Source organism: Pseudomonas chlororaphis subsp. aurantiaca (assembly GCF_013466605.1).
Classification (GTDB): domain Bacteria; phylum Pseudomonadota; class Gammaproteobacteria; order Pseudomonadales; family Pseudomonadaceae; genus Aquipseudomonas; species Aquipseudomonas chlororaphis_I.
Genome location: NZ_CP059162.1, coordinates 6,460,442 through 6,473,678 on the forward strand (window position 1 = coordinate 6,460,442; position 13,237 = coordinate 6,473,678).

Consider the following 13,237-nt stretch of genomic DNA (forward strand, 5'->3'; position numbering starts at 1 on the left):
CCGCCACACTAGCGCTCATGAAAAACGTCAGCCCCAGCTACCTCAAGCATCACTTCCTGATCGCCATGCCGCACATGGCCGACCCGAACTTTGCGCACACCTTGACCTACATCGTCGAGCACAATGCCAATGGCGCCATGGGGTTGGTGGTCAATCGTCCGCAGGACCTGAACCTCGCCGACATCCTCGAGCAATTGCGCCCCGAGATCGACCCGCCGGCGCTCTGCCAGCATGTGCCGATCTTCATCGGTGGCCCGGTACAGACCGATCGCGGTTTTGTCCTGCACCCCAGCGGCCCGACCTTCCAGGCCACGGTCGAGCTGGACGGCCTGTCGCTGTCGACGTCCCAGGACGTGCTGTTCGCCATCGCCGACGGCGTCGGCCCGGCCAAAAGCCTGATCGCCCTCGGTTATGCCGGCTGGGAAGCCGGGCAGCTGGAAGCCGAACTGGCGGACAACGCCTGGCTGACCTGCCCGTTCGACGCCGACATCCTGTTCAACACCAGCAGCGAACTGCGCCTGGAAGCGGCGGCCAAGCACCTGGGCATCAACCTCGCCCTGCTGACCAGCCAGGCGGGCCACGCCTGATGGCCCTGCGACTGATCCTCGGGTTCGACTACGGCACCAGACAGATTGGCGTGGCGGTCGGCCAGGCCATCACCGGCCAGGCCCGCGAGCTGTGCACCCTGAAGGCGCAGAACGGCGTACCGGACTGGAATCAGGTCGAAGCCCTGATCAAGGAATGGAAGCCGGACGCGGTGGTGGTCGGCCTGCCATTGAACATGGACGGCACCCCGAGCGAGATGTGCGTGCGCGCCGAGAAGTTCGCCCGGCGCCTCAATGGCCGCTACAACCTGCCCTTCTATACCCATGACGAACGCCTGACCACCTTCGAGGCCAAGGGCGAACGCCTGGCCCGGGGCGGGCAGAAAGGCAGTTACCGCGACAACCCGGTCGACGCCATCGCCGCCGCCCTGCTGCTGCAAGGCTGGCTCGACGAAAACGCAGCGCTGTTGAACAACTGAAACGCCGAATCCTGAAGATGTGTGGCCACCCCCCGGCCACGCGCCTCCTGGCCACAACACCAGCCGTAAGACCCTGCGCCTCGCTGCACGCAACCAGGCGCGGGCCCACGAAGGAGCAATCATGAGCCTGCCCAATCCCGCCGAACTGATCAGCCAGATGGCCGTGCGTCTCACCGCCCACCTGGAACAACGCGCCATCAGCGAGCCCCGCTATATCGGCATCCGTACCGGCGGCGTCTGGGTCGCCCAGGCCCTGCTCGCCGAACTGGGCAGCGACGCGCCGCTGGGCACCCTGGATGTGTCCTTCTACCGTGACGACTTCAGCCAGAACGGCCTGCATCCGCAGGTGCGCCCTTCCGAGCTGCCGTTCGAGATCGAGGGCCAGCACCTGATCCTGATCGACGACGTGCTGATGAGCGGCCGCACCATCCGCGCCGCCCTCAACGAGCTGTTCGACTATGGCCGCCCGGCCAGCGTGACCCTGGTCTGCCTGCTGGACCTGGACGCCGCCGAGCTGCCGATTCGCCCGAACGTGGTCGGCGCCACCCTGTCGCTGGCCGCCCACGAGCGGGTAAAATTGTCCGGTCCTGCGCCGCTTCAACTCGAGCTTCAAGACCTCGCCCTTTAATTCGCCCCTCTAAAGAGTCCATTGCGATGACGCCTCTAGACGCCAAGCGCCCGCTGCAGCTCAACGATCAGGGCCAACTGCGCCACTTCCTCTCGCTCGACGGTCTGCGTCGCGAGCTGCTGACGGAAATCCTCGACACCGCCGACTCCTTCCTCGAAGTCGGCGCCCGGGCGGTGAAGAAAGTCCCTTTGCTGCGCGGCAAGACCGTGTGCAACGTGTTCTTCGAAAACTCCACCCGCACCCGCACCACCTTCGAACTGGCGGCCCAGCGCCTGTCGGCGGACGTGATCACGCTCAACGTGTCCACCTCCTCGGCCAGCAAGGGTGAAACCCTGCTCGATACCCTGCGCAACCTCGAAGCCATGGCCGCCGACATGTTCGTCGTGCGCCACGGCGACTCCGGCGCCGCGCACTTCATCGCCGAACATGTGTGCCCGCAGGTGGCGATCATCAACGGCGGCGACGGCCGCCACGCCCACCCGACCCAGGGCATGCTCGACATGCTCACCATCCGTCGGCACAAGGGCGGCTTCGAAAACCTCTCGGTGGCCATTGTCGGCGACATCCTGCACTCGCGGGTCGCGCGCTCGAACATGCTGGCCCTGAAAACCCTGGGTTGCCCGGACATCCGCGTGATCGCGCCCAAGACCCTGCTGCCGATCGGCATCGAGCAATACGGGGTGAAGGTCTACACCGACATGGCCGAAGGCCTGAAAGACGTCGACGTGGTGATCATGCTGCGCCTGCAGCGTGAGCGCATGCAGGGCGGCCTGCTGCCGAGCGAGGGCGAGTTCTATCGCCTGTTCGGCCTGACCACCGCGCGCCTGGCCGGCGCCAAGCCGGACGCCATCGTCATGCACCCGGGGCCGATCAACCGCGGCGTGGAGATCGAATCGGCGGTGGCCGACGGTCCGCACTCGGTGATCCTCAACCAGGTGACCTACGGCATCGCGGTACGCATGGCCGTACTGTCCATGGCCATGAGCGGGCAGACCGCCCAGCGACAATTCGAGCAGGAGAACGCCCAGTGAAGCTCAGCATTCTCGGCGCCCGTGTCATCGATCCAAGCAGCGGCCTGGATCAAGTCAGCGATATCCATCTGGAAGCCGGCAAGATCGTCGCCATCGGCGCCGCGCCCGCCGGTTTCAACGCGGTTGAAAGCCTCGACGCCAAAGGCCTGGTGGCCGCGCCCGGGCTGGTGGACCTGAACGTCTCCCTGCGCGAGCCGGGCTACAGCCGCAAAGGCACCATCGCCAGCGAAACCCGCGCCGCCGCGGCCGGTGGCGTCACCAGCCTGTGCTGCCCGCCGCGCACCAAGCCGGTGCTGGACACCTCGGCGGTGGCCGAGCTGATCCTCGATCGCGCCCGCGAAGCCGGCAATACCAAGGTGTTCCCGATCGGCGCCCTGAGCAAAGGCCTGGACGGCGAACAGCTGGCCGAGCTGATCGCCCTGCGCGACGCCGGTTGCGTAGCCTTCGGCAACGGCCTGGAGGGTTTCCGCAGCGCCCGCACCCTGTGCCGGGCGCTGGAATACGCGGCAACCTTCGACCTGACGGTGATTTTCCACTCCCAGGACCGCGACCTGGCCGAAGGCGGCCTGGCCCACGAAGGCGCCACCGCCAGCTTCCTCGGCCTGCCGGGCATTCCGGAAACCGCGGAGACCGTGGCCCTGGCCCGCGACCTGCTGCTGGTGGAGCAAAGCGGCGTGCGCGCGCACTTCAGCCAGCTGACCAGCGCCCGCGGCGTGGCCCTGATCGCCCAGGCCCAGGCCCGCGGCCTGCCGGTGACCGCCGATGTGGCGCTGTACCAGTTGATCCTCACCGACGACGCGCTGATCGACTTCTCCAGCCTCTATCACGTACAGCCGCCGCTGCGCTCGCGCGCCGACCGCGAAGGCCTGCGTGAAGCGGTGAAGTCCGGGGTGGTCCAGGCCATCTCCAGCCATCACCAGCCCCATGAACGCGATGCCAAGCTGGCGCCTTTCGGGGCTACCGAGCCGGGCATCAGCAGCGTCGAGCTGCTGCTGCCGCTGGCCATGACCCTGGTGGAAGACGGCTTGCTCGATCTGCCGACCCTGCTGGCACGCCTGAGCAGCGGCCCGGCCGATGCCCTGCGCCTGCCGGTCGGCAAACTGGTGGTGGGCGCTCCGGCGGACCTGGTGCTGTTCGACCCGAGCACGTCCACCGTGGCCGGCGAACACTGGCTGTCGAAAGGCGAGAACTGCCCGTTCCTCGGCCATAGCCTGCCGGGCGCGGTGCGCTACACCCTGGTGGATGGGCGGATCAGCCACAAGGGCTGAGTCCTGCGGCGCCTGTTATCGCGGGCAAGTCGGATCGCCGCCTGCTCGCTCCTACGGATGTCCTGTATCTGTAGGAGCGGAGCTTGCCCGCGATGACGATCTCGAAACTCAACGCCGCTGCGCGTTACGCAACGACACCTGGTCGTTCAGCGTCCAGAAGTCATACAAGACCCCCAGGAAGAACACTCCGCCAGTCAGCAGGTACAGCAGGCCGCTGATCCACTTGCCCTGATACATGCGGTGCACGCCAAAGACCCCGAGAAAGGTCAGCAGGATCCAGGCGACGCTGTATTCGATAGGTCCCGGGGTAAAACGCAGGTCGGCCTCGCGGTCCATGGCCGGGATCAGGAACAGGTCGATCAGCCAGCCGATACCCAGCAAGCCCAGGGTGAAAAACCAGATAGTCCCGGTAATCGGCTTGCCGTAATAGAAGCGGTGAGAGCCGGTAAAACCGAAAATCCACAACAGGTAACCGATCACCTTGCTGTGGGTGTCATGGGTCGAACCGTCCGGGCGATAGGTGTTCATTGAGTACCTCGTTCCACGCAATAGATAAATTTTCTTTAATTCTTTGTGACTTTTTTACAGGCAGCCGACGTGTGGCAAATGTTAAGGTCGCTGCCGTGAAACCCTTGCACTGCCTGACTTCTGTCAGACAATTGCGTCAATTTGCCGCCTCTTCAGCGAATTTGACCTCCAGGTTGAATCGACCAACGGCCTGAGAAGTGACAAAAAAGCTGTTATAAAGTTGCGCGCTAACCCATATGAGCCTTGCCTAATGCGTCCATTTTTCAAGACATGGCTAACCATTTGCCTATTGATGCCACTGGCCGCCCACGCCACCAATCGTGAGCAACGTCTTCCCAACGTGAACGGCTTCACTCCAAAAGCCCACGTTACCCAAGTCAGCAAGAACAGCTCCAAGAACAAGCTGTCGGTCAAACGCCCGACTCACTTGAGCAGCGTCAGCAGCAAGCCGGTGCCGCAGATGGCGGCCAAGCAGAGCAGCACCGTGCTCAGCCGTGCCGTCAACGTACTGGGTACCCCTTACCGTTGGGGCGGCAGCAGCCCCAGCAAAGGCTTCGACTGCAGCGGCCTGGTGAAATACGCGTTCAACGACGTCGCCGCCGTCGATCTGCCGCGCACCTCCAACGCCATGGCCAGCGGCCATGGGCAGAAAGTCGAGCGCAAGGACCTCAAGCCTGGCGACCTGCTGTTCTTCAACCTCAAGAGCCGTCGGGTCAACCACGTCGCCATCTACCTGGGCAACGATCGCTTCATCCACGCGCCGCGCCGCGGCAAGTCGGTGACCATCGATACCCTGAAGAAGCCGTACTGGGACAAGAACTACGTAGTGGCCAAGCGGGTCCTGCCAAAAGAGCAGAACACCCTGCGCATCGTCCAGCGCTGATCGGCCCCTCCGATCGCGAGTCATCGAGCCACCACGCTCGATGGCTCGCGATTGCATTTACCGCCTCGAACCCTCTCCAGCCTCAAAGACTGTCCGGCGCCCGCGCCTTTTCCCGGGCGTGCTCCCGGCTGACCAGCCCTGCATCCACCAGCGCCTTCAGGCTCATGTCCAGGGTCTGCATCCCCAGCGCCCCGCCGGTCTGGATCGCCGAGTACATCTGCGCCACCTTGTCTTCGCGGATCAGGTTACGGATCGCCGCGCTGCCCAGCATGATCTCGTGAGCCGCTACCCGGCCACCGCCGATCCGCTTCACCAGTGTCTGGGAAATCACCGCCTGCAGCGATTCGGAGAGCATGGAGCGGACCATCGCCTTCTCCTCGGCCGGAAATACATCTACCACCCGGTCCACGGTTTTCGCCGCCGAGGTGGTGTGCAGGGTGCCGAACACCAGATGCCCGGTCTCCGCGGCGGTCAGCGCCAGGCGAATGGTTTCCAGGTCGCGCATCTCTCCGACCAGGATCACATCCGGGTCTTCGCGCAGGGCCGAACGCAGCGCCGTGGAGAAGCTGTGGGTGTCGCGATGCACCTCGCGCTGGTTGATCAGGCACTTCTTCGATTCGTGGATGAACTCGATGGGGTCCTCGATGGTGAGGATGTGCTGGTGCCGGCTCTGGTTCAGGTGATCGATCATCGCCGCCAGGGTGGTCGACTTGCCCGAACCGGTCGGCCCGGTCACCAGCACCAGGCCGCGGGGCACTTCGCTGATCCGGCGAAACACCTCGCCCATGCCCAGTTCATCCATGCGCGGCACCTTGGCCGGAATGCTGCGAAAGACCGCGCCACCGCCGCGCTGATGATTGAAGGCATTGACCCGAAAGCGCGCCAGGCCCGGCACCGCGAAGGAAAAGTCGATCTCCAGCGCGGCCTTGAACTCGGCCCGCTGCGGGTCCGTCATGCTGGCCAGGATCAGCTCGTGCACCTGTTGCGCCTCCAGCACCGGCAGGTTGATCCGGCGAATATCGCCGTCGATGCGAATCATCGGCGGCAACCCGGCCGAGAGATGCAGGTCCGAAGCGCCCTGTTTGACGCTGAAGGCCAGCAACTCAGTGATATCCATAGCGTTCCCCAATTCCAGTAGAATGCCGCGAACCCAAGACCCGCTGGCGTACATCGAATGTCCACGATAGCAGACAACATCGCCCTGGTTAGCGCACGGATCCGTGCCGCGGCTCAGGCCTCGCAACGTGACGAAAGCAGCATCCATCTGCTGGCCGTGAGCAAGACCAAGCCTGCCGCGGCGCTGCGTGAAGCCTACGCCGCCGGCCTGCGTGATTTCGGCGAGAACTACCTGCAGGAAGCCCTCGGCAAACAGGCGGAACTCGGCGACTTGCCCTTGAGTTGGCACTTCATCGGCCCCATTCAGTCGAACAAGACGCGAGCTATCGCCGAGAACTTCGCCTGGGTGCATTCCGTGGATCGCTTGAAAATCGCTCAACGCCTGTCCGAGCAACGCCCGGCCGACTTGCCGCCGTTGAATATCTGCATTCAGGTCAATGTCAGCGGCGAGGCCAGCAAGTCTGGCTGCACGCCGGCCGACCTGCCCACCCTGGCCAGCGCCATCAGCGCCTTGCCGCGCCTGAAACTGCGCGGGCTGATGGCGATTCCCGAGCCGACCGACGATCGTGCCGCCCAGGACGCCGCCTTCGCGGCCGTGCGCCGCCTGAACGAAAACCTGCGCGCCAGCCTGGACCTGCCAACCGACACACTTTCCATGGGCATGAGCCACGACCTCGAAGCGGCCATCGCCCAAGGCGCCACCTGGGTACGTATCGGTACCGCCCTGTTTGGTGCCCGCGACTATGGCCAGCCATGACCGTGGCGGCCCCACCTCTGAATAAGGACCTGTCATGAGCAAGACTCGTATCGCCTTTATCGGCGCCGGCAACATGGCTGCCAGCTTGATCGGCGGCCTGCGCGCCAAGGGCCTGGACGCCAGCCAGATCCGCGCCAGCGACCCGGGCGCCGAAACCCGCGCCAAGGTCCGGGCCGAGCACGGCATTGAACTGTTCGCCGACAACGCCGAAGCCATCGACGGTGTCGATGTGGTGGTGCTGGCGGTCAAGCCACAGGCCATGAAGGCCGTGTGCGAAGCCCTGCGCCCCAGCCTGAAGCCGCACCAACTGATCGTCTCCATCGCCGCCGGCATCACCTGCGCCAGCATGAACAAATGGCTCGGCGAGCAGCCGATCGTGCGCTGTATGCCCAACACCCCGGCCCTGCTGCGCCAGGGCGCCAGTGGCCTGTACGCCACCGCCGCGGTGAGCGCGGAGCAACGCCAGCAGGCGCAAGAGCTGCTGTCGGCCGTGGGCATCGTCCTGTGGCTGGAACAGGAGCAGCAACTGGACGCGGTGACCGCGGTGTCCGGCAGCGGCCCGGCGTATTTCTTCCTGCTGATCGAAGCCATGACCGCCGCCGGCGAGAAGCTCGGCCTGCCACGGGAAACCGCCCGGCAACTGACCCTGCAGACCGCGCTGGGCGCGGCGCACATGGCGGTGTCCAGCGACGTCGACGCGGCCGAACTGCGCCGCCGCGTGACCTCGCCGGCCGGTACCACGGAAGCTGCGATCAAGTCGTTCCAGGCCAGCGGCTTCGAAGCCCTGGTGGAAAAAGCATTGGGTGCCGCCGCGCACCGCTCGGCCGAGATGGCCGAACAACTGGGCCAATAAGGAGCCAATGATGATTGGATTGAACACTGCGGCGGTGTACGTGCTGCAAACCCTGGGCAGCCTGTACCTGCTGATCGTTCTGCTGCGCTTCGTGCTGCAACTGGTACGCGCCGACTTCTACAACCCACTGTGCCAGTTCGCCGTGCGCGCCACCCAGCCGCTGCTCAAGCCGATGCGCCGGGTCATCCCGAGCCTGTTCGGCCTGGACATGTCGTCGCTGATCCTGGCGATCGTCGTGCAACTGCTGCTGATGGCCCTGACCCTGCTGCTGACCTACGGCACCACCGGCAACCCGGTGCAACTGCTGATCTGGTCAATCATTGGCGTAACCGCGCTGTTCATGAAGATTTTCTTCTTCGCCCTGATTATCAGCGTGATCCTTTCCTGGGTCGCCCCGGGCAGCCATAACCCGGGCGCCGAACTGGTCAACCAGATCTGCGAGCCGGCCCTGGCGCCGTTCCGCCGTATCCTGCCGAGCATGGGCGGCCTGGATATATCGCCGATCCTGGCGTTCATGGTGCTCAAGCTGATCGACATGCTGGTGATCAACAACCTGGCAGCGATGACCATGATGCCGGAAATCCTGCGCCTGCTGATCTGACCCGGCCTCTGTGATGAGCTACTTTCGCTGGGACGGCGACGACCTGATCCTGGAGTGTCACCTGCAACCTGCGGCCCGTAGCGATGACTTCGCCGGGCTGCATGGCGAGCGCCTGAAGATCCGCCTTACCGCGCCGCCGGTGGAGGGCAAGGCCAACGCCTACCTGATGGCGTTCCTGGCCAAGGCGTTCGGCGTGTCCAAGAGCCAGGTCAGCCTGATCAGCGGCGAGCTGAACCGGCAGAAACGGGTGCGGATCAACGCGCCGAAGAAGCTGCCGGACCTGCCCGGATTACAGCGTCCGTCCTGATCACTCTCTGTAGCCGCTGCCGTAGACTGCGATAAGGGCCGAAGGCTCTTCGAGGCCCTCAAGAGCACGCCTCCTGCGCAGCCGATCGCAGCCTGCGGCAGCGGCTACAGGGATCGCCACAATCCGAGACAGAATCAGCCCCGGCCTTTGCTTGCCGCTGGGGGCAGCGGTCTTTAGACTTACGCCTCATTTAAACGAGAGCAGGGTCGATGCCAACTGCCTTTCCCGCCGATTCCGTTGGTCTGGTGACGCCGCAAGTGGCGCATTTCAGCGAGCCCCTGGCCCTGGCCTGCGGCCGCTCCCTGCCAGCCTATGATCTGATCTTTGAGACTTACGGCCAGCTGAACGCCATGGCGAGCAATGCCGTGCTGATCTGCCACGCCCTGTCCGGCCATCACCACGCCGCCGGCTACCACAGCCCCGACGACCGCAAGCCGGGTTGGTGGGACAGCTGTATCGGCCCGGGCAAGCCGATCGACACTAACAAGTTCTTCGTCGTCAGCCTGAACAACCTCGGCGGCTGCAACGGCTCCACCGGTCCGAGCAGCATCAACCCGGACACCGGCAAGCCGTTCGGCGCCGATTTCCCGGTGCTGACCGTGGAAGACTGGGTGCACAGCCAGGCACGCCTGGCCGACCGGATCGGCATCAACCAGTGGGCCGCCGTGATCGGTGGCAGCCTTGGCGGCATGCAGGCCCTGCAATGGACCATCACCTACCCGGACCGGGTGCGCCATTGCCTGGCCATCGCTTCGGCGCCCAAGCTGTCGGCGCAGAACATTGCCTTCAACGAAGTGGCGCGCCAGGCCATCCTCACCGACCCCGAATTCCACGGCGGTTCGTTCCAGGAACAGGGCGTGATCCCCAAGCGCGGGCTGATGCTGGCGCGGATGGTCGGGCACATCACCTACCTGTCCGACGACTCCATGGGCGAGAAATTCGGCCGCGGCCTGAAGAGCGAAAAGCTCAACTACGACTTCCACAGCGTCGAGTTCCAGGTCGAAAGCTACCTGCGTTATCAGGGCGAGGAGTTCTCCGGGCGGTTCGACGCCAACACCTACCTGCTGATGACCAAGGCCCTGGATTACTTCGATCCGGCGGCGAACTTCGACGATAACCTGGCGAAAACCTTCGAAGGCGCCAAGGCCAAGTTCTGCGTGATGTCCTTCACCACCGACTGGCGCTTCTCCCCGGCCCGCTCGCGGGAGCTGGTGGACGCCCTGATGGCCGCGCGCAAGGACGTCAGCTACCTGGAAATCGATGCGCCACAGGGCCACGACGCTTTTCTGATTCCGATCCCGCGCTACTTGCAGGCGTTCGGTAATTACATGAACCGAATTACGGTGTGAACAAGCCATGAGAGCTGATCTGGAAATCATCCAGGAATGGATCCCCGCCGGCAGCCGCGTGCTCGACCTCGGTTGCGGCAATGGCGAACTGCTGAGCTGGCTGCGCGATCACAAGCAGGTCACCGGCTATGGCCTGGAAAACGACCCGGACAACATCGCCGAGTGCGTGGCCAAGGGCATCAACGTCATCGAACAGGACCTGGACAAGGGCCTGGGCAACTTCGCCAGCAACAGCTTCGATATCGTGGTCATGACCCAGGCCCTGCAGGCCGTGCACTACCCGGACCGGATCCTCGACGAAATGCTGCGGGTCGGCCGCCAGTGCATCATCACCTTCCCCAACTTCGGTCACTGGCGCTGCCGCTGGTACCTGGCCAGCAAGGGGCGGATGCCGGTCTCCGAATTCCTGCCGTACACCTGGTACAACACGCCGAACATCCACTTCTGCACATTCGAGGACTTCGAAGAGCTTTGCCGCGAACGCGAAGCCAAGGTCATCGATCGCCTTGCGGTGGATCAACAGCACCGGCACGGGTGGGCCAGTAAGCTATGGCCTAATCTGTTAGGTGAGATCGGCATCTACCGCGTCAGCAGCCCCGGCCTGCAGGATCACCAGATCGCGGTATAAACCAGGTTCAAAGCAAGGAGAACGATCATGGGTCGCTTGGTTACTTTTCTATTGGCAGCGTGCCTGAGCGCGTCGGCGATGGCCGCCGAGCCCATCAAGGGCGAACGCCAGGAAGTGTTCGGTGACGTGACCGTGCACTACAACACCTTCAACTCCACCTTCCTGCAACCGGATATCGCCAAGGCCGCGGAACTGGTGCGCAGCAAGAACCAGGGCGTGATCAACGTTTCCGTGCTCAAGGCCGGCAAACCGCTGGTCGCCCAGGTCACCGGGACCGTCAAGGACCTGACCAGCCAATCGGTGCCGCTGAAATTCAAGCAGGTCACCGAACAGGGCGCGATCTACTACATCGCCCAGTACCCGGTGGAACAGCAGGAAACCCGCACCTTCGAAATCAAGGTGCAGACCGGCGACACGATCAACACCATCAATTTCAACCAAGAGCTTTTCCCCGGCGAATGATGACTTTTACCCAACTCGTACTGGCCAGCCATAACGCCGGCAAACTCAAGGAACTCCAGGCCATGCTCGGCGACTCGGTGCACCTGCGCTCGATCGGCGAGTTCAGCAGCGTCGAGCCGGAAGAAACCGGCCTGTCGTTCGTCGAGAACGCCATCCTCAAGGCCCGCAACGCTTCGCGCATTTCCGGCCTGCCGGCGCTGGCGGACGATTCGGGCCTGGCGGTGGACTTCCTCGGCGGCGCGCCGGGCATCTACTCGGCGCGTTACGCCGACGGCCAGGGCGACGCGGCGAACAACGCCAAGCTGCTGGACGCCCTGAAGGACGTCCCCGAGGCCGAGCGCGGCGCGCAGTTCGTCTGCGTGCTGGCGCTGGTGCGGCATGCCGAGGATCCGTTGCCGATCCTCTGCGAAGGCCTGTGGCACGGACGCATTCTCACGGCCGCCAGCGGTGAGCACGGTTTCGGCTACGACCCGCTGTTCTGGGTGCCGGAGCGCAACTGCTCCAGCGCCGAACTGGACCCGATCCAAAAGAACCAACTCAGCCATCGCGCCCGCGCCATGGCCATTCTGCGGCAACGCTTGAGCCTGCAATGACCATTGATTCGTCCGCGCAACCGCTGATTCTCGGCGGTGCGCAAACGCCCCGGGCGGCCCTGCCCCAGCTGCCGCCCCTGGCGCTGTACATCCACATCCCGTGGTGTGTACGCAAATGCCCTTACTGCGACTTCAACTCCCACGCCGCCAGCCCGGTACTGCCGGAAGAAGAGTACGTCGACGCCCTGCTGGCCGACCTCGACCAGGACCTGTCCGCCGTCTATGGCCGCGAGCTGAGTTCGATCTTCTTCGGCGGCGGTACGCCGAGCCTGTTCAGTGCCCAGGCCCTGGGCCGGCTGCTCAAAGGCGTGGAGCAACGCATCCCGTTCGCCCACGACATCGAGATCACCCTGGAAGCCAACCCCGGGACCTTCGAGCAGGAGAAGTTCACCGCCTATCGCGCCCTGGGCATCAATCGCCTGTCGATCGGCATCCAGAGCTTCCAGGAGGACAAGCTCAAGGCCCTGGGCCGCATCCATAACGGCGACGAAGCGGTCCGCGCCGCCGGCATGGCGCGCCAGGCCGGGTTCGACAACTTCAACCTGGACCTGATGCACGGCCTGCCGGATCAGTCCCTGGACGACGCCCTGAGCGACCTGCGCCAGGCCATCGCCATGAAACCGACCCACCTGTCCTGGTACCAGCTGACCCTGGAGCCCAATACGGTGTTCTGGAACCAGCCGCCGACACTGCCGGAAGACGACACCCTGTGGGACATCCAGGAAGCCGGCCAGGCGCTGCTGGCCGAGCACGGCTACGCCCAGTACGAAGTCTCGGCCTATGCCCAGCCCGGCCGGGCGGCACGGCACAACCTCAATTACTGGAGCTTCGGCGACTTCATCGGCATTGGCGCCGGCGCCCACGGCAAGCTCAGCCATCCGGACGGGCGCATCGTGCGCACCTGGAAGACCCGCCTGCCCAAGGACTACCTCAACCGGGCGAAAAACTTCAAGGCCGGCGAAAAGGACCTGAGCAACGAAGAACTGCCGTTCGAATTCCTGATGAACGCCCTGCGTCTGACCGAAGGCGTCGAGGCCCGGCTGTACCCGGAGCGCACCGGGCTGCCCCTGGAAAGCCTCGCCGAAGGTCGCCGCGACGCCGAACAAAGCGGCCTGTTGCAGGTCGAACCGTCACGCCTGGCGGCCACCCCGCGTGGCCAACTCTTCCTCAATGACTTGCTGCAGAAATTTCTGAGCTGATTTCAGCCCT

Annotated in this window: 17 protein-coding genes; 15 read left to right on the top strand and 2 right to left on the bottom strand. The window is 64.4% G+C overall.

What is annotated here, in order from left to right:
* Positions 1 to 17 precede the first annotated feature (17 nt).
* From H0I86_RS29620 to H0I86_RS29640, 5 genes are all read left to right on the top strand, one after another.
* The gene (locus H0I86_RS29620) at positions 18 to 587 is read left to right on the top strand and encodes a YqgE/AlgH family protein (protein WP_007929972.1); all 570 of its coding nucleotides are present in this window, start codon (positions 18 to 20) and stop codon (positions 585 to 587) included.
* On the top strand, positions 587 to 1,024 hold the full coding sequence (gene ruvX, locus H0I86_RS29625; protein WP_180923145.1) for a Holliday junction resolvase RuvX: 438 nt from the start codon (positions 587 to 589) through the stop codon (positions 1,022 to 1,024). Before H0I86_RS29620 ends, ruvX begins: the two co-directional genes overlap by 1 nt.
* A 121-nt stretch (positions 1,025 to 1,145) precedes the next feature.
* The gene (gene pyrR / locus H0I86_RS29630; protein WP_007929976.1) at positions 1,146 to 1,652 is read left to right on the top strand and encodes a bifunctional pyr operon transcriptional regulator/uracil phosphoribosyltransferase PyrR; all 507 of its coding nucleotides are present in this window, start codon (positions 1,146 to 1,148) and stop codon (positions 1,650 to 1,652) included.
* 26 nt (positions 1,653 to 1,678) lie between these two features.
* On the top strand, positions 1,679 to 2,683 hold the full coding sequence (locus H0I86_RS29635) for an aspartate carbamoyltransferase catalytic subunit (protein ID WP_007929978.1): 1,005 nt from the start codon (positions 1,679 to 1,681) through the stop codon (positions 2,681 to 2,683).
* On the top strand, positions 2,680 to 3,951 hold the full coding sequence (locus H0I86_RS29640; protein WP_180923146.1) for a dihydroorotase: 1,272 nt from the start codon (positions 2,680 to 2,682) through the stop codon (positions 3,949 to 3,951). The genes H0I86_RS29635 and H0I86_RS29640 overlap by 4 nt, the downstream gene beginning before the upstream one ends.
* Before the next feature lie 108 nt (positions 3,952 to 4,059).
* On the opposite strand, the gene H0I86_RS29645 is transcribed toward H0I86_RS29640, so the two are convergent.
* Positions 4,060 to 4,479, bottom strand: a complete 420-nt coding sequence (locus H0I86_RS29645) for an NINE protein (protein ID WP_038575076.1) — start codon at positions 4,477 to 4,479, stop codon at positions 4,060 to 4,062.
* A 250-nt stretch (positions 4,480 to 4,729) separates the two neighbouring features.
* Here H0I86_RS29645 and H0I86_RS29650 point away from each other — a divergent pair, with 250 nt between their 5' ends.
* Complete coding sequence (locus tag H0I86_RS29650) at positions 4,730 to 5,362, top strand: C40 family peptidase (RefSeq protein WP_009046022.1); 633 nt, start codon at positions 4,730 to 4,732, stop codon at positions 5,360 to 5,362.
* Positions 5,363 to 5,444: 82 nt separating this feature from the next.
* Here the strand turns inward: H0I86_RS29650 and H0I86_RS29655 are convergent, their stop codons facing one another.
* Positions 5,445 to 6,479 (bottom strand): type IV pilus twitching motility protein PilT, encoded by a 1,035-nt coding sequence (locus H0I86_RS29655; protein WP_180923147.1) that lies wholly within the window; start codon positions 6,477 to 6,479, stop codon positions 5,445 to 5,447.
* A 57-nt stretch (positions 6,480 to 6,536) separates the two neighbouring features.
* On the opposite strand from H0I86_RS29655, the gene H0I86_RS29660 reads away from it, so the two are divergent.
* The 9 genes from H0I86_RS29660 to hemW all read left to right on the top strand — a co-directional run bounded on the left by H0I86_RS29660 (position 6,537) and on the right by hemW (position 13,227).
* Complete coding sequence (locus H0I86_RS29660) at positions 6,537 to 7,235, top strand: YggS family pyridoxal phosphate-dependent enzyme (protein WP_180923148.1); 699 nt, start codon at positions 6,537 to 6,539, stop codon at positions 7,233 to 7,235.
* A gap of 34 nt (positions 7,236 to 7,269) precedes the next feature.
* On the top strand, positions 7,270 to 8,088 hold the full coding sequence (proC, locus tag H0I86_RS29665) for a pyrroline-5-carboxylate reductase (protein WP_180923149.1): 819 nt from the start codon (positions 7,270 to 7,272) through the stop codon (positions 8,086 to 8,088).
* Positions 8,089 to 8,098: 10 nt separating this feature from the next.
* Positions 8,099 to 8,689: a YggT family protein gene (locus tag H0I86_RS29670; protein WP_009051315.1), complete on the top strand. Its 591-nt coding sequence runs from the start codon at positions 8,099 to 8,101 to the stop codon at positions 8,687 to 8,689.
* Between the two features lie 13 nt (positions 8,690 to 8,702).
* Positions 8,703 to 8,996, top strand: coding sequence for a DUF167 domain-containing protein (locus H0I86_RS29675; RefSeq protein WP_009046027.1), 294 nt, complete (start codon positions 8,703 to 8,705; stop codon positions 8,994 to 8,996).
* Positions 8,997 to 9,205: 209 nt separating this feature from the next.
* Positions 9,206 to 10,345 (top strand): homoserine O-succinyltransferase MetX, encoded by a 1,140-nt coding sequence (metX, locus tag H0I86_RS29680; RefSeq protein ID WP_180923150.1) that lies wholly within the window; start codon positions 9,206 to 9,208, stop codon positions 10,343 to 10,345.
* A 7-nt stretch (positions 10,346 to 10,352) separates the two neighbouring features.
* Positions 10,353 to 10,973 carry a methionine biosynthesis protein MetW gene (metW, locus tag H0I86_RS29685; protein ID WP_007921185.1) on the top strand — a complete coding sequence of 207 codons (621 nt, stop codon included), beginning with the start codon at positions 10,353 to 10,355 and terminating at the stop codon, positions 10,971 to 10,973.
* Positions 10,974 to 11,000: 27 nt separating this feature from the next.
* A complete protein-coding gene (locus H0I86_RS29690; RefSeq protein ID WP_028683555.1) occupies positions 11,001 to 11,435 on the top strand; it encodes a DUF4426 domain-containing protein in 435 nt (144 codons plus the stop codon).
* Complete coding sequence (gene rdgB / locus H0I86_RS29695; RefSeq protein WP_009046030.1) at positions 11,432 to 12,028, top strand: RdgB/HAM1 family non-canonical purine NTP pyrophosphatase; 597 nt, start codon at positions 11,432 to 11,434, stop codon at positions 12,026 to 12,028. Before H0I86_RS29690 ends, rdgB begins: the two co-directional genes overlap by 4 nt.
* Positions 12,025 to 13,227 (top strand): radical SAM family heme chaperone HemW, encoded by a 1,203-nt coding sequence (gene hemW, locus H0I86_RS29700; protein WP_258019373.1) that lies wholly within the window; start codon positions 12,025 to 12,027, stop codon positions 13,225 to 13,227. The genes rdgB and hemW overlap by 4 nt, the downstream gene beginning before the upstream one ends.
* Positions 13,228 to 13,237 lie beyond the last annotated feature (10 nt).